Origin of the sequence: Edwardsiella anguillarum ET080813 (assembly GCF_000264765.2) — a bacterium.
GTDB classification, from domain to species: Bacteria; Pseudomonadota; Gammaproteobacteria; order Enterobacterales; family Enterobacteriaceae; genus Edwardsiella; species Edwardsiella anguillarum.
This window is the reverse complement of the sequence record NZ_CP006664.1, coordinates 2,031,585-2,052,427: the sequence shown is the minus strand read 5'-3', so window position 1 is coordinate 2,052,427 and position 20,843 is coordinate 2,031,585. Positions and strand designations below refer to the sequence as shown.

Sequence of the window (20,843 nt, the reverse complement as noted above, 5' to 3'; positions counted from 1 at the left end):
CATCGTCCCCCCGCTTTTCCGGCGCACCGCCGTCTATCGCGTTATCAGCGTCGCTACCGCCGGGACGATCCGGCGGCCAAGACATGCGCAAGGTCGAATAGCCGCCGCGCCCCCCGTGACTTGAGCGGGAAAAATTCGCATACTGACACCGACAAAAACAGCGAGTTGAAAATATCACCATGAAACTAGCGCACCATTTTCTGATTGCCATGCCCGCCATGCAGGACAGTCGCTTCAAACGCACCGTCATCTATGTGTGCGAACACAATGAGGATGGCGCCATGGGCATGATCATCAATAAACCCCTGGAGCAGCTCACGCTGTCCAGCCTGCTGGAAAAGCTCGACATTACCCCCTCCCCGCGCGATGTCGCCATCCGCCTGGACAAGCCGGTGCTAGCCGGCGGCCCGCTGGCGGAGGATCGCGGTTTTGTCCTGCACAGCCCGACGGATACCTTTGGCTCCAGCGCCGACATTGGTCCGGGCTGTATGCTGACCACCTCACGCGACGTGCTGGAGACTCTGGGCACCGACCGCCAGCCGCAGGAGATTCTGGTCACCCTGGGCTACTGCAGCTGGAGCAAGGGACAGCTGGAGCAGGAGCTGCTGGACAATGCCTGGCTCACGGTAGAGGCCGACAGTCAGATCCTATTTCGCACCCCGCTGGCCGACCGCTGGATTTGCGCGGCGAAAAAGCTGGGGGTCGATATCCGTAATATGCCTTGTAACGCAGGACACGCCTGATGAATCCCCGAACTATTCTCGCCTTCGACTTCGGCACCCGCAGCATCGGCTGCGCCATCGGACAGGAGCTCACCGGCAGCGCCCGCCCGCTGCAATCCTTCAAGGCCAACGACGGCGTTCCGGACTGGCAGCAGATTGAGAAGGTGCTGCGCGAATGGCAGCCGAATCTGGTGGTGGTCGGCCTGCCGCTGAACATGGACGGCAGCGAGCAGCCGCTGACGCAGATGGCGCGAAAGTTCGCCAATCGCCTGCACGGCCGCTTTGGCGTACAGGTCGCCCTGCAGGATGAGCGCCTGAGCACCGTGGAGGCCCGCGCCCACCTGTTTGCCGGCGGCGGCTACCGCGCACTGGAGAAAGGCCGCGTCGACGCCGCCTCTGCCGCGCTGATCCTGGAGAGCTGGTTCGAGCACCAGGCATACTGATGCGCGCCGGGCACGGATTGACTCTGCCATAATTGCCCCCATGTACACTGCACAGGGCGGCGCCGGCGGCAAAGGTGCAGCGCGACGCCGTTTTGCTTTACACTACACGGCACGGTTCGCGGTCACGACGCTGGCCGCGACGTTTTTCCCACTCCCCGGGACGAGGCACCATGAATACCACCATTAAACACAATCTCGACGCGGTCCGGCAGCGCATTGTCCGCGCGGCCGAACAGTGCGGACGCAACCCGCGGGACATCACCCTGCTGGCCGTCAGCAAGACTAAACCCATTGAGGACATCGACGCCGCCATCGCCGCTGGGCAGCGCGCCTTTGGCGAAAACTATGTTCAGGAGGGCGTCAGTAAAATCCAGCACTACCGCCAGCAGCCGCAGGGCGACGCGTTGGAATGGCACTTTATCGGGCCGCTGCAGTCCAATAAAAGCCGCCCGGTGGCCGAGCATTTTGATTGGATCCACACCGTCGATCGTGTGAAAATCGCTCAGCGTTTAAACGAACAGCGCCCGGCACAGCTTGAGCCGCTTAACGTATTGATTCAAGTGAATATCAGCGATGAGCAGAGCAAGTCCGGCATCGCGCTGGAGCAGATCGACGCGCTGGCCGACGCCATCAGTCAGCTGCCCCGCCTGCGTCTGCGCGGTCTGATGGCCATTCCGGCACCGGAGGACGATCCGGCCCGCCAGCTGGCGGTCTGTACCCGTATGGCGCAGGCGCTGTCTGCCCTGCAGCGGCGCTACCCCCAGCTGGATACCCTGTCGCTGGGGATGACCCATGATATGGAGGCCGCCATTACGGCCGGCAGTACCCTGGTACGCATCGGTACCGCCATTTTCGGCGCCCGCGACTACGGCACGGCCTAAACGCGGCGCGACTACCCACGGCTGCCGCTGGCAGCGCTTTTTACTTACCCCCGGCGCCAGATCGCGGGCGGGTAAGCTTTACTACCGACGGAAAAAGGGCTTTTCATGCTAACACTGACGTTTTTGGTCAAAACGCTGCTCGATCTGTATGTCATGGTGCTGCTGTTGCGCATCTGGATGCAGTGGGCGCGCAGCGATTTCTACAACCCGCTTTCGCAGTTTATCGTGAAGCTAACCCAGCCGGTGGTGGCGCCGCTGCGCCGCATTCTGCCGCCTTTGGGGCCTATCGACTCCGCCTCGCTGCTGCTGGCGTTCATCCTGATGACCGTCAAATACCCGCTGCTACTGCTGATCCAGAGCGGTTCCCTCTCCCTCAGCCCCTATAACCTGCTGTTTGGCCTGATCTCGGTGGTCAAGTCTGCCGGCTACCTGGTGTTCTGGGTGATCATCATCCGTTCGATCATGAGCTGGATTAGCCAGGGGCGCAGCCCGATGGACTACGTGCTCTACCAACTGACCGAGCCGATGATGGCGCCGATCCGGCGCATCATCCCGGCGATGGGCGGACTGGATTTCTCCGCCATGGTGGTGATCCTGGTGCTGTACCTGCTCAACTACCTGGGTATCGATCTATTCGGCCAGCTGTGGTTCCTGCTGTGAGCGCAGTCAGCCGGGAGGGCGACGACTGGATCCTGCGACTGTATATTCAGCCGAAGGCCAGCCGGGACCTCATCATCGGGCTGCACGGCGATGAGCTAAAGGTCGCCATCACCGCGCCGCCGGTCGATGGTCAGGCTAACGCCCACCTGCTAAAATTCATCGCCAAGCAGTTTCGCGTCGCCAAAAGCCGCATCACGCTGGAAAAGGGTGAGCTGGGACGCCATAAACAACTGCGCATCAGCCAGCCGCAGCAGATCCCCGACGCGGTGGCGGCGGCGCTCGAATAAGCGGGACACCGACGCCGCACTCTGACACGACACAGCGGCAGGCCACTACGGCCTGCCGCTGTCCTCAATAGGATCCGAATCATGCAACACGTGGTACTCGCCACCGGTAACGCCGGTAAAGTTCGGGAGCTCGCCTCCCTGCTGACCGATTTTGGCCTGGATATCGTCGCCCAGAGCACGCTGGGCATCGAGGGCGCCGAAGAGACCGGGCTGACCTTTATCGAAAACGCTATCCTCAAAGCCCGCCACGCCGCGCGCCTCAGCGGACTGCCGGCGATCGCCGACGACTCGGGCCTGGCGGTGGATGCCCTGGGCGGGGCGCCGGGGATCTACTCCGCACGCTACGCCGGGGAAGACGCCAGCGATCGCGCCAATCTAGAAAAGCTGCTGCACGCGCTGCGCGATGTTCCGGCCGGCCAGCGCCAGGCGCGCTTCCACTGCGTACTGGTCTACCTGCGTCATGCCGACGACCCGACCCCGCTGGTCTGCCACGGCGTCTGGGAGGGCGAGATAGCAGCGGCACCCAGCGGCGACGGCGGCTTTGGCTATGATCCCATCTTCTTCGTCCCGGCGCAGGGCTGCACCGCGGCGCAGCTGAGCCGAGAGCAAAAGCGCGCCATTTCCCACCGTGGCCAGGCCCTACAGCAGCTGCTGGATCGGATGCGCCATGCTTAAGCTGCCGCCGCTGAGCCTGTATATCCACATCCCGTGGTGCGTGCAGAAATGCCCCTACTGCGACTTTAACTCCCATGCGCAGAAGGGCGAAATCCCCCAGCAGGCCTATGTCGATCATCTGCTGGCCGATCTGGATCAGGAGCTGCCGCGGGCCGCCGGGCGGCCGCTGAGCACCCTGTTCATCGGGGGCGGAACGCCCAGCCTACTCAGCGGCGAAGCGCTGCAGCGCCTGCTGGACGGCGTACGCGCCCGCCTGCCGCTGGCCGCCGATGCCGAGATCACCCTGGAGGCCAACCCGGGCACCGTCGAGGCCGAGCGCTTCGACGCCTATCAGCGCGCCGGGGTCAACCGTATCTCCATCGGGGTGCAAAGCTTCAGCGCCGATAAACTGCAGCGCCTGGGACGCATTCACGGGCCGCAGGAGGCCGTCGCCGCCGCCCGGCTGGCCGAGGCGTTAGGGCTGCGCAGCTTTAATCTGGACTTAATGCACGGCCTGCCGCAGCAGAGCCGGGAAGAGGCGTTGGACGATCTGCGTCAGGCCATCGCCCTGAACCCACCGCACCTGTCGTGGTATCAGCTCACCATCGAGCCCAACACCCTGTTCGGATCGCGCCCGCCGCGCCTGCCGGACGACGACGCGCTGTGGGAGATCTTTGAGCAGGGCGACCGCCTGCTGCGCGAGTCAGGCTACCAGCAGTATGAAACCTCCGCCTATGCCCTGCCGGGACGCCAGTGTCAGCACAACCTCAACTACTGGCGCTTCGGTGACTATCTGGGGATCGGCTGCGGCGCACACGGCAAGCTGACCTTCGCCGACGGACGCATCGAGCGACGCGCCAAAACCCGCCACCCGCGCGGCTATATGCAGGGCAACTACCTGGATCAGCAACAGCAGGTGGCCATGGCGGAGAGGCCGTTTGAGTTCTTCATGAACCGTTTCCGCCTACTGGAGCCAGCGCCGCGCGCCGATTTCAGCGCCTATACCGGCGTGGACCAGGCCACGATTCGCCCACAGCTGGAGGCGGCGCTGGCGCAGGGCTACATCAGCGAGACCCCCAGCCACTGGCAGGTCACCCCCCACGGCAAGCTGTTCCTCAACTCGCTGCTGGAGCTGTTCCTCTAAACCCGCGCCCTCCCCGGCGCCCTCGTCACTGTGGCGGGGCGCCGCGCGCGGACTCAATGGGCACGGATATACATATCCCGCGTGTAGATATAGTCCATATTGCCGGGATTAAACCCACCGACATAGGGCTTCACCAGCCGCACGCTGACGTAGTGATAGAGTGGAATCGTGGGTACATCCCCGGCGAGGATGGCCTCCGCCTGCTGGAACAGCCGCTGACGCGCCGCCGGATCCTGATTGGCTGACGCCTGTGCCAGCACGGCATCGAAGCGGGGATTGCTGTACTGCGGGGTGTTGTTGCTGTCGCCGCGGCGAAAGGCGTTCAGCATCGCCGCCGGATCGTCATAGTCGGCAATCCAAGAGGTCCGTACCAGCTCGAAGTCGCCATTGCGCATGGTATCCAGCAGGGATTTCCACTCCTGATTATTCAACTTAGCCTCGACACCCAGGTTCTTCTTCCACATGGAGGCAGCGGCGATGGCGATACGCTGATGTCCCTCGGAGGTGTTATACAGCAGCGTAAAACGCAGTGGGTTTCCGGGCCCAAACCCGGCCTCAGCCAGCAGCGCCTTGGCTCGCGCAAAGCGCGTCTCACGCGGCCAACTGGCGTAATCCGGGCCATGGAGCGCCATGCCGCCGATATGCTCGGCGCTGAGTAGCCAAGCCGGACGCTGTCCCTGGCCGAGCACCTTCTCAGCAATGACATCCTTGTCCAGCCCCAGATTGAGGGCCAGGCGTACCCGCGTGTCATCGAAGGGCGCCTTGCGAGTATTGAAGTGGTAATAGTAGGTGCCGAGCTTGGGGAAGATTTGAATCTCATCGCCCAGCGCCTGGCGCAGGGCGGCGAACTGCGGGCTCGGGATGCTGCTAATGTCGAGCTCCCCGGCGCGGTAGCGGTTAAAACTCGCCGCCTCCGAGGCGATCGGCAGGTAAGTGACCCGATCGATAACCGTGTGGGCGTCATCCCAGTAGCGCGGGTTGCGTACTCCGCTCACCCGCTCGTTCACGATCCAATCGCCGAGGGTGTAGGCGCCGTTGCCCACAAAATTGCCCGGTTGGGTCCATTTGTCACCATAGCGAGCGATCGCCCGTGAGTTGACCGGCACTAGCGCCGGATGCACCATCATCGATAGGAAGGTGGACAGCGGCTGTGCCAGCGTGATACGCAGCGTGCGCTCATCCGGCGCCGCGATACCCAACGCGCTGGGCGGCAGCTTACCCTCCTGGATCGCAGCGGCGCTCTCCACCCCCATGTTGACCAGATAGGTCCCGTAAGGTGAGGCGGTAGCCGGGTCGATCAGTCGCCGCCAGCTCAGCACCAGATCCTGCGCCGTCAGCGCCTCGCCGTTAGACCAGTGCAGATCGGGACGCAGCGAAAAGGTCCATATCCGCCCCTCATCACTCTGCCAGCGCTCGGCCAGCCCCGGGCGCAGTTGCCCCTCGCCGTCGAGCGTCAGTAAACCCTCGAAGAAGTCACGAAGGATATTGAATTCGACATCGCTTTCCGACCGGTGCGGATCGAGAGAGGCCGGCTCGCTGCCGTTATTGCGCGTCAGCGTCTGGATCGGGGCCAGCGATACCCCCGGCGGCACCACGGCGGCGTGCAGCGCGCCGAGCGAAAGAATAAAAACCCCGAACCCAAACAATAAATTATATTTATTTTTCATATAATTACCCTCCTTGGCTGACATGGCAAATATTAAAGCAGCAAAGCCAGGCGTACGGCAGGGCAAAAAATGGCACAAAAAACCCGGCGCGCGGGCCGGGTCATATTCTGAAGTACCGATCACGCTCAGGAGGCGGGCAGCGCCTTCAGCAAGGCCTTACGCTGGCTGTCCAACGCCTGCACTCGCTCACAGGCCTGCTGGCCGAAGGCGCGCAGATCATTATCCTGCTTATCCCATTCCGTGCGGATAGACTGCTGCAGACCACCGAGGTTGCCCAGCACCGCCTGCAGCGGATTATCCGACTTGCCAGCTTGCAGCAGCCCCTTGGCCCCCATCTCGTTGATGCTGTCCTGCAGTACGCCGCCCAGCGTCTGATTCACCAATGTCTGCCCCTCTTTCTCGACCTGGGCGATCGCCTGATGGTGGAAGGCGTAACCGTCGCTGCGTTTCTCCAGCACCCGGTTCATCTGCGCCTTAAGCTGGGTATCCAGCGTACTTAGACGATTGCGTACGTTGCTGTCACGGCCCAGCTGCTCGACGATGATATTGTCCAGCGCGCCGCGCGCGCGATCCAGGCGCGTCTGCACCCCTTGGTCGATCCACGGCACATCGCGCCGCAGATCCCGCTGCAGCGTCTCGGCCTGACGGCGAGCATCGGCGCTCAGCGCCAACGGATGGCCGTCCCGCGTCACCGCGCCGTCGCGGGATATCTGCAGATTACCGCTGGCACCGACGATCTGTACCTGCTGCGCGCTGATAATGATATCGTCCTGCGGTTTAACCTGGCACTGCCAGGCGGCCTGCGCCTGCGCGGCGGTCAGCAGCAACAGCAGGGAGCATCCCCATTTACCCATCATGACCTCGTTAAAATATTGAGCGGCCAATGCGCTGGGCCAACAGCTCCAGCGCCGCGATTCCGGCCAGTGAATTGCCGCAGCTATCCAGCTGCGGGCTCCAGACGGCAATGATCATCTCCTGAGGCACCACGGCCACCACGCCGCCGCCGACGCCGGACTTCCCCGGCATCCCGACGCGATAGGCAAATTCGCCCGCGCCGTCATACAGGCCGCTGGTCACCATCAACGCATTGATCTGGCGCGCCTGACGCTCGCCGATCACCGGCTCATCCAGCACCAACGCCCGCCCCCGATTGGCAAGATAAACAAAAGTGCGCGCCAGTTCCATACAGTTCATTCTTAAAGCGCAGTAGTGGAAATAGTTATGCAGGACGGTAATCACGTCGTTATCAAAGTTACCAAACGACTTCATCAGATAGGCGATCGCCGCATTGCGGTCCGAATGCTCAAACTCGGAGCGCGCCACCCGGGTATCATAGCAGATGTCCGTGCTACCGCTCAGCGCCCGCACCACCTCCAGCATACGCTGACGCGGCGCGCTCAGGCGCGACTGCAGCATATCGCACACCACCAGCGCGCCGGCGTTGATAAAGGGGTTGCGCGGCTTGCCCTGCTCCAGCTCCAGCTGCACCAGCGAGTTAAATGGCTGTCCCGAGGGCTCCTTGCCGACCCGCTGCCAGATCTCTGCCTCGCTGTAGCGGTGCATCGCCAGCGTCAGGCTCAGCACCTTGGAGATCGACTGGATGGAGAAACGTTCGCCGGCGTCGCCGGCGCTGAACATCCGTCCGTCTACGGTGCAGAGCGCGATACCCAGCCTGCCCGGCGCAACCTCGGCCAGCGCCGGAATATAGTTGGCGACCCGCCCCTGCCCGAGCAGCGGACGAACCTGATCCAAGATCTCGTCTAACAGTTGATCGCTTAATTCAGTTTGCATGGCAAGGCCATTGACTCCACGCGGCGCCTTGGGCGCCATCACGCTAGGGTTACGACCAACGCCGTCCGGCGGACGCTCCCTATTTTCCCGATGCGGCGCCTCCCGACGCAGAGCGCCAGACGCAGGAGAGACAATGAGGGAGAACGGAACAGCGAAGGGGAAACTGCGCCGCCGGTGCGGCGGCGCCAAAGGCGGAGGTTACTCCCACCACACATCAAACAGGTCGCTGACCACAACGTCCAGCATACCCTGGCTTTCCAGCCAGCCTTTCACCAGCTGACGCTGTTCATCGGTGCAGCGGCCAATCTGCTGCAGACAGATCAGCCCTTCCCAGCGCAGGTAGCCGCTGCCGTCAAACGCCAAGCCATTCGGCTCGATCACTTCATCGATCAGACGATCGAGCAGCGTATCCACCGTCTCTACCGGCGTACCCTCGGCAAAACGCCAGCTGGCACTGAAGCCCACTTCCTGAAACTCGTCAATATGCAGCTTTTTGCGCAGACGACGACTACGATTTTTCGCCATTACTCTACCCTCTCAAACATCAGGTCCCAGTTGCCATGCCCCAGACGCTGACCGCGCAGCTCAAACTTGGTGACCGGACGCGAGTCAGGGCGCGGGACATAGGTATTATCGTCGGACAGATTTCTGTAGCCCGGCGCATGATTCATTACTTCCAGCATATGCTCGGCGTAGTTTTCCCAGTCAGTCGCCATATGGAAGACGCCGCCGATCTTCAGCTTACCGCGGATCCGCTCGGCAAACGCCGGCTGCACGATACGACGCTTATGGTGACGCGCCTTATGCCAGGGATCGGGGAAAAACAGCTGCACCATATCCAGCGACGCGTCCGGGATCATTCGCTCCAACACCTCTACCGCGTCGTGACACATCACGCGCAGGTTGTTTACTCCGGCCTCATGGGCAGAGGAGAGGCAGGCGCCCACGCCCGGCGAATGCACTTCGATCCCCAGGAAATCACGCTCGGGGTGCTGCTGTGCCATGGCGACCAGCGAGGCCCCCATGCCGAAGCCGATCTCCAGCACCACCGGCGCCTGGCGCCCAAACAGCGCCGGCAGATCCAGCGCCTCGGGCGTAAACTCGACACCCATCAGCGGCCAGTGCTGCTCCAGCGCCAGCTGCTGCCCTTTGGTCAGGCGCCCCTGACGGCGTACAAAGCTGCGAATACGGCGAATCGCCCGGCCGTTTTCATCAAATTCCGCTGTGATCACATCATTCATGTCGCGTTTTCATCTGTCTGGATAATCAAGGTCAGGGCATTATGCAAAGTTACCCCGTTTACACAAGCGCTGATTTTACCAGCAACGCTAACCCAGCGGGGAAAATCCATGCCATCGCCCCCATATTTTGTGCCACGGCGCCCCCGCTGAACGTGGAAACCCGCCCCTCTCCGTGCCGCCGGCGCCTCGCACTGGCAAGATCCGGTTTACAGGCCGGACAGGCTGTGCTGCAATCCTGTCCCGTTTTCGGCGCTACACACTGAGGATATGACGGATTTATGATGCAGGCGCAACAGTTCGCCCACGCCGTGCTGGCCTGGTACGCGCGCTTCGGGCGCAAAACGCTGCCGTGGCAACACCCCAAGACCCCCTATCGGGTATGGCTCTCCGAGGTGATGCTGCAACAGACCCAGGTCGCCACGGTGCTGCCCTATTTCCAGCGTTTTACCCAACGCTTTCCCGATGTGCAGGCGCTGGCGGCGGCGCCCCTGGATGAAGTGCTGCACCTGTGGACCGGACTGGGCTACTACGCCCGGGCGCGCAACCTGCATAAGGCGGCCCAGCTCATCGTCTCGCTGCATCACGGCGAGTTTCCGCACCACTTCGAACAAGTTGCGGCGCTGCCGGGCATTGGCCGCTCGACGGCCGGCGCCATTCTCTCACTGTCGCTGGGGCAGCATCACCCCATCCTGGACGGCAACGTCAAACGGGTTTTGGCCCGCTGCTACGCCGTCCCCGGCTGGCCGGGGCGTAAAGAGGTGGAAACGCGTCTGTGGCAGCTGAGCGACGAGGTGACTCCTGCCGACGGCGTCAGCCAGTTTAACCAGGCGATGATGGATCTCGGCGCGCTGGTGTGCACCCGCAGCCGCCCCAAGTGCGAGCTATGTCCGCTCAACCCAGGCTGCCTCGCCTATGCCGACGGCAGTTGGGCTGACTTCCCAGGCAAAAAACCTAAGCAGACATTGCCCGAGCGCCAGGCCTACCTGCTGCTGCTGCAGAACGGTGAGACGGTATGGCTACAGCAGCGACCCGCCAGCGGCCTGTGGGGCGGTCTGTTCTGCTTTCCACAATATGACAGCGAGGCGGCGCTGCGCGCTCAGCTGCGCCGCCTGGGGCAGGATTCCGCCGCGGCCCAGACCCTGACGGCGTTCCGCCACACGTTTAGCCATTTTCATTTGGATATCATCCCGGTATGGTCAGCCTACACGACGGCGTCGGCCTGCATGGATGAAGGGGACGGACTCTGGTATAACTTAGCGCAGCCGCCCTCCGTAGGGCTGGCGGCGCCAACCGAGCGTCTTTTACAGCAGCTGCGCAAGCAGCCGCCGGCCAGCGCGACGACCGGCGATGCGACAGAGAAGGAGTAAGCATGAGCAGAACCGTGTTTTGTACGTTCCTCAACCGCGAGGCCGAGGGGCTGGACTTTCAAAGCTATCCCGGCGATCTGGGCAAGCGCATCTATGACCACATATCCAAAGAGGCCTGGGGTCAGTGGATGACCAAGCAAACCATGCTGATCAACGAAAAGAAACTGAATATGATGAACCCTGATGACCGTAGCCTGCTGGCCCAGGAGATGGAGAAGTTTCTGTTCGAAGGCCACGATGTCCACATCGAAGGCTATACGCCGCCGAGTCAGTAAAAGCGGGCGCAGCCGCGCCCTGATGTCATTCAGATATGGCTGTTACAATGAAGAAAGTCCTTGCGCTGGCATTAATCGCCCCGTTGTTGATCTCCTGCTCCGGCAAGAAGCCCGATAGCAACGGTGAAGAATATATAAAAGATACCAACGGGTTCGATATTCTCATGGGGCAATTTGCCCACAATATTGAGAATATCTGGGGGATTAACGAGGTTCTGATCGCCGGGCCCAAGGACTATGTAAAATACAGCGATCGCTATCTGACCCGTAGCCATATCAACTTTGAGACCGGGCAGATCACCATCGAGACCATCGCCACCCTTGACCCGGCGGAAAGCCTGCGTCAGGCCATCGTCACCACGCTGCTGATGGGCGACGATCCCGGCTCGATCGACCTCTACTCCGACGCCAACGACATCAAGCCCAGCCGGGAGCCCTTCCTCTACGGTCAGGTCCTGGACAACACCGGCCAGCCGATCCGCTGGTCTGGCCGCGCCAACAGCTTCGCCAGCTACCTTTTGCAAAACAAGCTGATGAAACGCACCTCCGGGCTGCATGTCATCTACTCCGTCACCATTCAGCTAGTGCCCAACCATCTGGATAAGCGGGCGCACAAATATCTGGGGATGGTACGGCGCGCCTCGGAGCGCTATGGCGTCGACGAGTCGCTGATCCTGGCCATTATGCAGACGGAGTCCAGCTTTAACCCTTACGCCGTCAGCCGCTCCGACGCGCTGGGGCTGATGCAGGTGATGCAGCACACCGCCGGCAAGGATGTGTTCGTCTCCAAAGGCAAGTGGGGCACTCCTAGCCGCAGCTATCTGTTTGACCCGGAGAAAAACATCGATACCGGCACCGCCTATCTGGCTATCCTGCAGAACACCTATCTGGGCGGGATCCAGAACGCCACCTCACGCCGCTACGCGGTGATCACCGCCTACAACGGCGGCGCCGGCAGCGTGCTGCGCGTCTTCTCCAGCGATAAAGGGCAGGCGGTCAACATCATCAACCAGATGTCGCCCGGCGATGTGTATGAGGCGCTGACCCAGCGTCACCCGTCCGCCGAATCGCGACGCTATCTGTACAAGGTCAACAGCACCCAGAAAAACTACCGCCGCATCCGCTAAGGGCGCGGCGGCGCCTCAGTCGTGCGCGTGGGGATGGGGATGCGCATGCGCCTCCCCGTCGTCCCCCGGCACCACCACCAGCTTACCGTGACGCACCCCGCGTTCGGCGATCACCTGCTCGGCAAAGCGCGTCACCTCGCCCCCGGCCCCCTTCAGCAGCGAAACCTCCAGGCAGCGGCCGTGATCCAGGTGCACATGCAGGCTGGCCAGCGAAAGATCGTGATGATCGTGAAAGGTGCGCGTCAGGCGCTTGGAGAGTTCGCGCGATTCATGATCGTAAACATAGAACAGCGCCGCCACGCAGTGGCCGCTCTGGGACGGCGTCTCCGTCATGCTCTGTAGCCCGGCCCGCGCCAGATCGCGGATGGCCTCGGAGCGGTTCTGGTAGTTGCGCGCCTTGATGATGGCATCGATTTCCGCCATCAGATCGTCATCGAGAGAAAGGGTTACGCGTTGCATCATTCGGCTCCTGTCGCGGTTTGATGGCTGCAGTATGACAAAGATCCGCGCGCGAAAAAACCAGCGTGCGCTAGCGCGCGACGCCGGCCGGAAAGAACGAGTTCACGACATGCCCGCCGCGGTTCAGGCCTGCCTGTCACGCATCTCAAAGCGCGGAGAGACAAAACCGTACAGCGTCCAACCGAGGAAGGTGGCGATCGCCCCCCACATCATCGCCTGTTCGCCGGAGGAGTAGAGCGCATAGAAGCTGTACATTGCGCCGACAAAGGCCAGGATATTGGGCAGACGCGCCCTGGCCGGATCGATCCCCGCGACGCGCTGGATGATCAGCACCGCCGCCATGGAGAGGATATAGGGGATCAGGTTGGTGACCACCGCCAGATTAACCAGCACGTTAAACTGTGCATTGAGCGACGGGCTGATGGTCATCAGCGACAGCACGCTCTGGATCGCGACGATGGCCAACATCCCTTTCACCGGCGCGCCGGACTGAGTTACCCTGCGGAAGATCGCCGGGAAATAGCCCTCATCGGCGGAGGACTTAAACACCTGCGCGATGGTGAACTGCCAGCCCAGCAGAGAGCCGCAGCAGGACATCACCATCAGTGCCATGATGATCTTACCCACCGTCGGATCAAACATCTGGGCAAACGCCATGCCGAACGGCGCGGTCGAGTTGGCCAGATCCATATTCGGTACGATACCGGCGATCACGTTGGTGGAGACAATGTAGATCACCGCCGCGCCCAGGGTGCCGCCGAGTACGGCGATCGGGACGTTGCGCTCCGGATTCTCTACCACGTCGGTATTGGCACAGGCGGACTCCAGCCCCAGAAACGCCCACAGGGTCATGGCAATAGAGGAGCCGATGGCCTCAAAGGTCGGTAGGTGATGTGGGTTCCAGGAGTCGACGTACAGCGTGGGGCTGAACCAGAACCACCCGATCACCGAGATACCGACCACCGGGATGATCACCCCCCAGACCGTCACGCTGCTGATGCGCCCGGTAATCCGCGCCCCGCCGAAGTTGGCCGCGGTACACAGCCACAGTACTCCGATGGTCGCCAGGCAGATCCCCAGCGGGCTCAGCGAGGCACCGATAAGCTCCGTGCCGTAGCCGACGGCGGAGATGGCGATGGCCACGTTGGCGATCAGAAGCGAAACGCCGTAGGTATAGTTGGCCATAAAGTTGCCGGACTTGCCGAAAGCATACTCGGCGTAGCCACCCATCCCGCCGGACTTGCGGCTATACATCCCGCACTTGGCGAAGGCGTAGGCCAGCGCCATCGAACCCACGGCGGTCACCAGCCAGGAGACGATGGAGATGGTACCCACCTCCGCTAGCTTGGTCGGCAGCATGATGATGCCGGACCCCATCATGTTCACCGCCGTCAGTATGGTTAACTGCACGACGCCCATCTTATTGCCGCTAGACGTACTCATAGTTTCTCTCTCTCAAAATGCGGGGAGCCGGGCAGGAGCAACCCAGGAGCCGCGGCCCCCCGCCAACCTTGTTTTATTGGTAATGTCGATTAAAGGCTGTTACTGCTTGATCACATAGCCATAGGCGCGCTTGCGACCATCCTCATCCTGCTGGATGTAGACCCCCTGCAGCTCCGGCGCGAAGCCCGGCAGCAGGTTGATGCCCTCTTCCAGCGCCAGGAAGTAGCGCTGCACCGAGCCGCCCCAGATCTCGCCCGGCACCACGCACAGCACCCCCGGCGGGTACGGCAGTGCCCCTTCCGCCGCGATGCGGCCTTCGGCCTGCGCCAGGGAGACCAGCTCGACGTTGCCGCGCACGAACGCGATGTTGGCCTGCTGCGGGTTCATCGCCACCCGTGGGAAGTGCGCCTTGCGGAACATCTCCTTCTGCAGCTGCTTCACGTCGTGGCTGACGTACAGGTCGTGCATCTCCTGGCACAGCTGACGCAGGGTGTAGCCGCGGTAGCGCGCCTCGTTGGCGCGGTAGAGGGACGGCAGCACCTCGACCAGCGGGGCGTCCTGCTCCAGCAGGCGCTCGAAGCGGGCGATCTGGGCCACCAAATGCTGCATCTTGGCCATGTCCTCCGCCGGGGTCAGCAGGAACAGGATCGAGTTCAGGTCGCATTTCTCCGGCACGATGCCGTTTTCGCGCAGGAAGTTGGCCAGAATGGTCGCCGGCACCCCAAAGGCCTGGTATTCGCCGCTCTTGGCGTCGATGCCCGGAGTGGTCAGCATCAGCTTGCACGGGTCGACAAAGTACTGATGCTCGGCATAGCCCTCAAAGGCGTGCCAGCGATCGCCGGGGATGAAGTTAAAGAAGCGCAGATCGTTGGCCATCTCCTCGGTGTCGAAGGCGTCCCACGGGCGGCCGTCCACGGTCTCCGGGATGAAGGGGCGGATGTGCTGGCAGGTCTTCAGCAGCAGCTTACGGGTTTCAATGCCCACCCGGACGCACTCCATCCACATGCGCTTGCCGCTGTCGCCGGCGTGCATGCGGGCGTTGACGTCCAGGGCGGCGAACAGCGGGTAGAACGGGCTGGTGGAGGCGTGCATCATAAAGGCGTTGTTCAGCCGTTTATGGTTGACATAGCGCGCCTGCCCCTTGATATGCCGGTCTTTCTTGTGGATCTGCGAGGTCTGGGAGAAGCCGGCCTGCTGTTTGTGCACCGACTGGGTCACCAGGATCCCCGGATCGTTCTCGTTCAGCTCCAGCAGCAGCGGCGAGCACTCTTTCATCATCGGGATGAACTGCTCATAGCCGACCCAGGCGGAGTCGAACAGGATGTAGTCGCACAGGTGACCTATCTTGTCCACCACCTGGCGGGCATTGTAAATAGTGCCGTCGTAGGTACCGAGCTGGATAACCGCCAGGCGGAACGGCCGCTGTTCCCCGGCGCGCGCCGGGGCGACCTCACGCACCAGGTCACGCAGGTATTTCTCTTCAAAGCAGTGTGCGTCGATGCCCCCGATGAAACCGAACGGGTTGCGTGCGGTTTCCAGGTAGACCGGCGTAGCGCCGGCCTGAATCAATGCGCCGTGGTGGTTAGATTTATGGTTATTACGGTCAAAGAGGACCAGATCACCGGGCGCCAGCAGCGCGTTGAGCACCACTTTATTGGAGGAGGAGGTGCCGTTGAGCACAAAGTAGGTCTTGTCGGCGTTGAACACCTTGGCCGCATGCTGCTGGGCGGCGCAGGGGGCGCCTTCGTGGATCAGCAGGTCGCCCATGGAGACGTCGGCGTTGCACAGATCGGAGCGGAACAGGGCCTCGCCGAAGTAGTCGAAGAACCGGCGGCCGGTGGGATGGCGGCGGAAGAACTGCCCGCCCTGATGCCCCGGGCAGTCAAAGGCAGCGTTGCCCTGCTGGACATAGGCCTGCAGGCTGCCGAAAAACGGCGGCAGCAGCTCGGCCTCATATTTCTGCGCCGCGCTTTCCAGCTGCTTGCCATAAAAGTCCTGATTGCCATCGCCGCAGGCAAATACGCCGGTCAGGCGCGGCAGATATTCGGCCGGCAGACGCTGATCGCACGCCTCGGCGACAAAGACGGGCAGGCCAAAGGCGCTCTGCTCGACCTTCTCCAGCGCGCCGCCCAGCGCATCCTGTACCGACAGCACCACGGCGGCAACGTCGGTAAGATCGCTATCATTAATATCTACCGTCATACGTGAGGTATTAAAATATGCAATGACATTTAGACTTACTGCAATTTTTAAACTATTCATATCACTCACTCTCATGTATTTATTTTGAGCAAAACAATCCCGTGGATTTAAATGTAATTAAATCCATCATCCACAGCATTTTCTCACGGCAAGACTTTCCCGCAACGATTTATATAATTAAATCATTGTTATTAATGGAAATATGCCATGCCAAGCAGCACGAGGCTACCGTGACGACAAACGCTTATCGTGGTGTGTCAATAGAGATCTGTCCGCATGAATACCCTGCGGCTAACGCGCAGAAATACGCAAACGGAAGAAGAGACATGACACTCCGCGACAACGGATGTCATGACATGAAGAGAATTATCTTGCGTTGAACAGATGAAAATCAAAACAGCTACGGTGCGCCATCATCATGATATGGGTCACCCGCCGGATATGTGGCCAAAATCGATTGTTATTTTCCATTTTAATTTCCCCTTTTACCTGGAAACTGGTTCTATTGTAATCAATTACCGGCGGACTGCTGTGATACATATCACTAACAGACAGCCACCATGGCGATACATAGATCTAAAAAGCAATCGACATAGCATATTAATTCACTCAAAAATGGCAATGCACCAGAGAATAGATCTATTTTACAACATAAATATGCGCCATTTTAGCCGCACACGTACCTTGCACATAACGGCCAAATCCTGTCACACCTCACCATACAACAACAAAAGCAGAACAAAAAACAAACACGATCACCATTGACAATCAAACCATTTTTAATGAATAAATATTCATGCTTATTATTTTATACGCAATCCAATTCTGTGATAAAGATCGTAGAAATCGCCGTTATGACATCGATGCACCGTGCGCCGCTGGCAAACGCAGCCGCCACGCACCGCGAGCGCCAGTGCAATAAATAGGCACTCGCACGGCGCGGCGGGAAATAACGTTGACGCCGAGGCCAGAATCAGGTTTAATGCGCCTCGTTGCCCGGATAGCTCAGTCGGTAGAGCAGGGGATTGAAAATCCCCGTGTCCTTGGTTCGATTCCGAGTCCGGGCACCACTTCTTCTGAAAACCCTGCCTTATGGCGGGGTTTTTGCTTTTTGGCCACCCTCATCGCCCATATCCCTGTGGCCGATCGTCTTCGCTCGCTCATATTATTTCCCCAGGCCCCTCGGGTTGCCTTCATCATACGCTGTAGCCTCCTCTTGGGACCGGCGCGGATTGAACGCCTATGTGGCCAGCGGTATAACAGGCGTACTCATTGGCCATTGAGGCAACTGCCCTCGGCAAGACCAGGCGTTCAGCGCGCTATCGAGAAATCCCGGGCTGCCTGTTGCGAATTACATCACGATATTTTATAAAAGCGAATGCCAATATTCGCATAGCCGATTGCGTTATATCTATCTCCGCCACAGCACGCGCCATCCCCAAAACAGAGTATAATTTGATATACATTCATATGTCGCAATGTATTTTCACTAAGCCGCGATAGATATTACAAAATACAATCGTTAATTTTAATCCATAGGCGTTAAATATAAGCCATCGCTTATATAAACAAACCGAGATAGATACCTGGTATGCTTTATAAAAACATGCCGTACTATATCAAGATTGGCAGCGATGTACAGGAGTCGATATTCCATTACTGATAACACCCTATTTAAACATTCCCATTCAACCCGCAAGGCGAATTATATGAAGCGTTCTATCTTTTCTATTCTGGCCGGCATGGCTCTCATATCACTGGCAAGATGCGCCGCATCCCCCCATCGCCTCCCATCAAAACGGCTGTACCATAGCCGGAATAAACATGAAAAATTATGCAGTAACGTGCCATTCTTCACAGAAAGATCCCGTAGACTGGGCCCCCTGGAGCTAATGGTAATACACAAGCCAATGGCGCCAGCGAGTATGGCTAGCTGATTTAAAATCCTCATTATGATGGCTTGTTTTTTGCTTTTATCATTACCAGAAATTAGCCTCAACAGACCAAATAAGCCACCCTCAAGGGCGGCCTATTTATATCTATCCTATCTTTTTAACCAAGGGACATAAATTAACGATAAAGGTAGTTAATCCAAGGTAAACAGATAAATAGATATGCCAACAGATTGACCAGACCGAAGATGGCCCCCAGCCGCCAGAAGTCTTTAGAGGGCAGATAACCGCTGCCAAAATAGATTGGGCTTGGCCCCGTTCCATAGGGTGTGATAATCCCCATGATCCCCAATGACAGAGAGATAGCCAGAGAGAACTCCATCATATTAATCCCATGAATATCCATAGCGGCTGCGATCATCACCGGGATCAGCGCCGTGGCATGAGCCGTCGTGCTAGCAAAGAAGTAGTGCAACAGATAAAAACACAGGAGCAGCGATACGCTGGCAACCACCACTGACATCCCATTGAGATAATGAGAGATAACGAGCCCAAACCAATGTACAAAGCCGACGGTGGACAGCCCTGAGGCCAGAGAGACCAGCGTGCCGAACCAGAATAGCGTATTCCACGCCGCTTTATTGCCGATGACATCATCCCAGCTAATCACATTGGTTATCAGCATCAGCGCAATAACCAATAGCGCCGCGATGGCTGAGTTGATTAATCCTCCGCCGAATACCCACAGCAACAGCGCAAGCGCGACGAACAGGAGCAGTAGCTTCTCTCGGCGTGACAGCCCCCCTAAATTCGTCAGCTCCTGTTTGGCCCATTTAGGCACCTCATCATTGATTTTCACCTCCGGTGTATACAGCCAGTAACCCAGCAGCGGCGTCAGCAGCCACAGAACAATCCCGCACGGTAAAAAGGCAATAAACCAGCTGCCCCAGGAAATCTGTAGCCCCGTCATCTGGTTAATCAGCGCGCTGGACAGCAGATTGGGTGCCAGGGCGGAAAGAAACATGGAGCTGGTAACGCAGGTGATCGAAATGGAAACCCACATCAGATAGGAGCCGATCCGCCGGGCGCTGGGATCGTTGGGTTTCGAGTCATACAGCGGCGGCAGGTTACTGATCACCGGGTAGATGGTTCCGGCGCTACGCGCCGTATTCGACGGAGTAAAGGGCGCCAGTACCAAATCGGCAATGGCGATGGCATACCCCAGGGTCAGCGAGCGCCGTCCCAGGGATTTGACCAGCAGCAGTGAAATACGCCGACCCAGCCCGGTTTTTTCATATCCCAATGCAAACATAAAGGCGCTGAAGATCAGCCATACCGTTGAATTGGAGAAACCGGAGACCGCCCACCTAAACGCCGCCGACGCAGCATGAAAATGCGGCAGCGCCAGCTGCTCCGGAGAGAACAGCACCCAGCGCCCCAGCCCCGCAATAATAACGATCGCGATCAGACCAATAACCGCGCCCGGTAAGGGTTCTATAATCAAACCGACAATTGAGCCGATAAAAATAGAAAAATAGAGCCATGCGTGGTGGCTGAGCCCCGCCGGAGCGGGTAGACAGGCCAATGCGCCGCCCACGATAAAAGGTATCAGGATAGAATAACCCTTTTTCATACTAATCCTCAGAAAATATAATTTAATAACCCCACTTGCCAATTACCTCCCTAACCTCCCTGACGGACCACGGTTCCTGTCGTCCCCGTTCAATACCAGAGCTATTTACTCAAGTATTAATCAATATATATTCACCCTATTCGTTGAGACCAATAAAGGACAGCGCGATATGGTGCCGCGGAATAGACATTGCGACAGAGGACATCCGCCCTCTCCGACTGTGGCTCTGCTGAAATAAATAAAGGCGTATTTCCATACGTGCAGACAATAAAATGCGGATTAAACGCACCTCGACTGCATAGTTATTTATTAACCCTACTCTTGGCGACAGTGACAATCCGAAACTATTTGTAAACTAATCGCGGTATCTGTATCTAATTCATCATGACAGCGCGATGCGCCCACTCAGCGGGAAGCCTGTGAATGGGGTCACAGCGATTACGGAACGAGGGCGTTAGCGTGGGGAGCGCAATAAAATATCGGTGCCCCCCTCCGCTGATCGCCCAGGTTCATTTGATATCGATGATAACGCCACACCCATTCATGGAAAAGAATAATAATTCTTATTTTCATTAATATCTTTTTTCCTCAACGTCGCTGCGCAGTTCTGATCAATCTGTGCGGAAAGAAAAACTGCCATGTCGCGGCGTACTCTATCGATATCAGCCACTAAATAACCAAGCATTTGCTTTGCTTATTCGGCGGCAATGATTTTACCCTAATATAATCACTCAGTTAGCCCATGGTTATTATAGGCCGAAACAGAAACCAATTATCCTCAATCAACATACTGAAATTATAACTGTTTTTCTCACTGGCTAATTCCGCTATCTATGCTATTTCATAAATGGGTGTCACTTTGTAATCATCGGTATAACGCGATATTGTGAAACGGATAAGTCGGGGAAACATAAATGGGCGGCGCTGAATGCGGGCAGGTCTGCTCGTAGCTAAA

At 59.0% G+C, this 20,843-nt stretch carries 20 protein-coding genes and 1 tRNA gene; 11 read left to right on the top strand and 10 right to left on the bottom strand.

The window, feature by feature from the left end:
* Window positions 1-179: 179 nt before the first annotated feature.
* The 7 genes from ETEE_RS09185 (at window position 180) to hemW (ending at window position 4,791) form a co-directional block, all read left to right on the top strand.
* Entirely contained in the window at window positions 180-743 is a 564-nt protein-coding gene (locus tag ETEE_RS09185; RefSeq protein WP_034165615.1) for a YqgE/AlgH family protein, read from the top strand.
* Window positions 743-1,165, top strand: a complete 423-nt coding sequence (ruvX, locus tag ETEE_RS09180) for a Holliday junction resolvase RuvX (protein ID WP_034165614.1) — start codon at window positions 743-745, stop codon at window positions 1,163-1,165. Before ETEE_RS09185 ends, ruvX begins: the two co-directional genes overlap by 1 nt.
* A 170-nt stretch (window positions 1,166-1,335) precedes the next feature.
* Window positions 1,336-2,046 carry a YggS family pyridoxal phosphate-dependent enzyme gene (locus tag ETEE_RS09175; RefSeq protein ID WP_034165613.1) on the top strand — a complete coding sequence of 237 codons (711 nt, stop codon included), beginning with the start codon at window positions 1,336-1,338 and terminating at the stop codon, window positions 2,044-2,046.
* Window positions 2,047-2,151: 105 nt separating this feature from the next.
* A complete protein-coding gene (locus tag ETEE_RS09170; protein ID WP_005296070.1) occupies window positions 2,152-2,706 on the top strand; it encodes a YggT family protein in 555 nt (184 codons plus the stop codon).
* On the top strand, window positions 2,703-2,993 hold the full coding sequence (gene yggU / locus ETEE_RS09165) for a DUF167 family protein YggU (RefSeq protein ID WP_012847151.1): 291 nt from the start codon (window positions 2,703-2,705) through the stop codon (window positions 2,991-2,993). The genes ETEE_RS09170 and yggU overlap by 4 nt, the downstream gene beginning before the upstream one ends.
* A gap of 81 nt (window positions 2,994-3,074) precedes the next feature.
* Window positions 3,075-3,668, top strand: coding sequence for an XTP/dITP diphosphatase (locus ETEE_RS09160; protein WP_034165612.1), 594 nt, complete (start codon window positions 3,075-3,077; stop codon window positions 3,666-3,668).
* On the top strand, window positions 3,661-4,791 hold the full coding sequence (gene hemW / locus ETEE_RS09155) for a radical SAM family heme chaperone HemW (protein ID WP_034165611.1): 1,131 nt from the start codon (window positions 3,661-3,663) through the stop codon (window positions 4,789-4,791). The genes ETEE_RS09160 and hemW overlap by 8 nt, the downstream gene beginning before the upstream one ends.
* 53 nt (window positions 4,792-4,844) lie before the next feature.
* Here hemW and ETEE_RS09150 read toward each other — a convergent pair whose 3' ends face one another.
* From ETEE_RS09150 to trmB, 5 genes are all read right to left on the bottom strand, one after another.
* Window positions 4,845-6,458, bottom strand: coding sequence for an ABC transporter substrate-binding protein (locus tag ETEE_RS09150; protein ID WP_081926409.1), 1,614 nt, complete (start codon window positions 6,456-6,458; stop codon window positions 4,845-4,847).
* 125 nt (window positions 6,459-6,583) lie between these two features.
* A complete protein-coding gene (locus ETEE_RS09145) occupies window positions 6,584-7,312 on the bottom strand; it encodes a YggN family protein (protein ID WP_081854079.1) in 729 nt (242 codons plus the stop codon).
* A 10-nt stretch (window positions 7,313-7,322) separates the two neighbouring features.
* Complete coding sequence (glsB, locus tag ETEE_RS09140) at window positions 7,323-8,249, bottom strand: glutaminase B (RefSeq protein ID WP_034165607.1); 927 nt, start codon at window positions 8,247-8,249, stop codon at window positions 7,323-7,325.
* Window positions 8,250-8,447: 198 nt separating this feature from the next.
* Window positions 8,448-8,774 (bottom strand): YggL family protein, encoded by a 327-nt coding sequence (locus ETEE_RS09135; protein WP_034165606.1) that lies wholly within the window; start codon window positions 8,772-8,774, stop codon window positions 8,448-8,450.
* Window positions 8,774-9,490, bottom strand: a complete 717-nt coding sequence (trmB, locus tag ETEE_RS09130) for a tRNA (guanosine(46)-N7)-methyltransferase TrmB (protein ID WP_015460753.1) — start codon at window positions 9,488-9,490, stop codon at window positions 8,774-8,776. The genes ETEE_RS09135 and trmB overlap by 1 nt, the downstream gene beginning before the upstream one ends.
* 278 nt (window positions 9,491-9,768) lie before the next feature.
* On the opposite strand from trmB, the gene mutY reads away from it, so the two are divergent.
* Genes mutY through mltC form a run of 3 tightly spaced genes read left to right on the top strand, consistent with a single transcriptional unit; the run spans window position 9,769 to window position 12,259 of the window.
* A complete protein-coding gene (gene mutY / locus ETEE_RS09125; protein ID WP_034165605.1) occupies window positions 9,769-10,857 on the top strand; it encodes an A/G-specific adenine glycosylase in 1,089 nt (362 codons plus the stop codon).
* A 2-nt stretch (window positions 10,858-10,859) separates the two neighbouring features.
* Entirely contained in the window at window positions 10,860-11,132 is a 273-nt protein-coding gene (locus ETEE_RS09120; protein ID WP_034165603.1) for an oxidative damage protection protein, read from the top strand.
* Window positions 11,133-11,179: 47 nt separating this feature from the next.
* Window positions 11,180-12,259 (top strand): membrane-bound lytic murein transglycosylase MltC, encoded by a 1,080-nt coding sequence (mltC, locus tag ETEE_RS09115; RefSeq protein WP_034165601.1) that lies wholly within the window; start codon window positions 11,180-11,182, stop codon window positions 12,257-12,259.
* A gap of 15 nt (window positions 12,260-12,274) precedes the next feature.
* Here mltC and nikR read toward each other — a convergent pair whose 3' ends face one another.
* The 4 genes from nikR to speFL form a co-directional block, all read right to left on the bottom strand.
* The gene (gene nikR / locus ETEE_RS09110) at window positions 12,275-12,718 is read right to left on the bottom strand and encodes a nickel-responsive transcriptional regulator NikR (protein WP_174434946.1); all 444 of its coding nucleotides are present in this window, start codon (window positions 12,716-12,718) and stop codon (window positions 12,275-12,277) included.
* A 123-nt stretch (window positions 12,719-12,841) separates the two neighbouring features.
* A complete protein-coding gene (potE, locus tag ETEE_RS09105) occupies window positions 12,842-14,161 on the bottom strand; it encodes a putrescine-ornithine antiporter (protein WP_038631392.1) in 1,320 nt (439 codons plus the stop codon).
* A 99-nt stretch (window positions 14,162-14,260) separates the two neighbouring features.
* Window positions 14,261-16,423 (bottom strand): ornithine decarboxylase SpeF, encoded by a 2,163-nt coding sequence (gene speF / locus ETEE_RS09100; RefSeq protein ID WP_038631389.1) that lies wholly within the window; start codon window positions 16,421-16,423, stop codon window positions 14,261-14,263.
* A 306-nt stretch (window positions 16,424-16,729) separates the two neighbouring features.
* Window positions 16,730-16,834: a leader peptide SpeFL gene (gene speFL, locus ETEE_RS20840; RefSeq protein WP_015460746.1), complete on the bottom strand. Its 105-nt coding sequence runs from the start codon at window positions 16,832-16,834 to the stop codon at window positions 16,730-16,732.
* A 523-nt stretch (window positions 16,835-17,357) separates the two neighbouring features.
* On the opposite strand from speFL, the gene ETEE_RS09095 reads away from it, so the two are divergent.
* Window positions 17,358-17,433, top strand: a tRNA-Phe gene (locus ETEE_RS09095).
* Window positions 17,434-18,433: 1,000 nt separating this feature from the next.
* Here the strand turns inward: ETEE_RS09095 and ETEE_RS09090 are convergent.
* Complete coding sequence (locus ETEE_RS09090) at window positions 18,434-19,888, bottom strand: anion permease (RefSeq protein ID WP_034162991.1); 1,455 nt, start codon at window positions 19,886-19,888, stop codon at window positions 18,434-18,436.
* Window positions 19,889-20,843: the final 955 nt, after the last annotated feature.

Bases quoted from the DNA above. Each gene is read 5' to 3' on its own strand.
- ETEE_RS09185 (WP_034165615.1), top strand. From the start codon at position 180: ATGAAACTAGCGCACCATTTTCTGATTGCCATGCCCGCCATGCAGGAC.
- ruvX (WP_034165614.1), top strand. From the start codon at position 743: ATGAATCCCCGAACTATTCTCGCCTTCGACTTCGGCACCCGCAGCATC.
- ETEE_RS09175 (WP_034165613.1), top strand. From the start codon at position 1,336: ATGAATACCACCATTAAACACAATCTCGACGCGGTCCGGCAGCGCATT.
- ETEE_RS09170 (WP_005296070.1), top strand. From the start codon at position 2,152: ATGCTAACACTGACGTTTTTGGTCAAAACGCTGCTCGATCTGTATGTC.
- ETEE_RS09160 (WP_034165612.1), top strand. From the start codon at position 3,075: ATGCAACACGTGGTACTCGCCACCGGTAACGCCGGTAAAGTTCGGGAG.
- hemW (WP_034165611.1), top strand. From the start codon at position 3,661: ATGCTTAAGCTGCCGCCGCTGAGCCTGTATATCCACATCCCGTGGTGC.
- ETEE_RS09150 (WP_081926409.1), bottom strand. From the start codon at position 6,458: ATGAAAAATAAATATAATTTATTGTTTGGGTTCGGGGTTTTTATTCTT.
- ETEE_RS09145 (WP_081854079.1), bottom strand. From the start codon at position 7,312: ATGGGTAAATGGGGATGCTCCCTGCTGTTGCTGCTGACCGCCGCGCAG.
- glsB (WP_034165607.1), bottom strand. From the start codon at position 8,249: ATGCAAACTGAATTAAGCGATCAACTGTTAGACGAGATCTTGGATCAG.
- ETEE_RS09135 (WP_034165606.1), bottom strand. From the start codon at position 8,774: ATGGCGAAAAATCGTAGTCGTCGTCTGCGCAAAAAGCTGCATATTGAC.
- trmB (WP_015460753.1), bottom strand. From the start codon at position 9,490: ATGAATGATGTGATCACAGCGGAATTTGATGAAAACGGCCGGGCGATT.
- mutY (WP_034165605.1), top strand. From the start codon at position 9,769: ATGATGCAGGCGCAACAGTTCGCCCACGCCGTGCTGGCCTGGTACGCG.
- ETEE_RS09120 (WP_034165603.1), top strand. From the start codon at position 10,860: ATGAGCAGAACCGTGTTTTGTACGTTCCTCAACCGCGAGGCCGAGGGG.
- mltC (WP_034165601.1), top strand. From the start codon at position 11,180: ATGAAGAAAGTCCTTGCGCTGGCATTAATCGCCCCGTTGTTGATCTCC.
- nikR (WP_174434946.1), bottom strand. From the start codon at position 12,718: ATGCAACGCGTAACCCTTTCTCTCGATGACGATCTGATGGCGGAAATC.
- potE (WP_038631392.1), bottom strand. From the start codon at position 14,161: ATGAGTACGTCTAGCGGCAATAAGATGGGCGTCGTGCAGTTAACCATA.
- speF (WP_038631389.1), bottom strand. From the start codon at position 16,423: ATGAATAGTTTAAAAATTGCAGTAAGTCTAAATGTCATTGCATATTTT.
- speFL (WP_015460746.1), bottom strand. From the start codon at position 16,834: ATGGAAAATAACAATCGATTTTGGCCACATATCCGGCGGGTGACCCAT.
- ETEE_RS09090 (WP_034162991.1), bottom strand. From the start codon at position 19,888: ATGAAAAAGGGTTATTCTATCCTGATACCTTTTATCGTGGGCGGCGCA.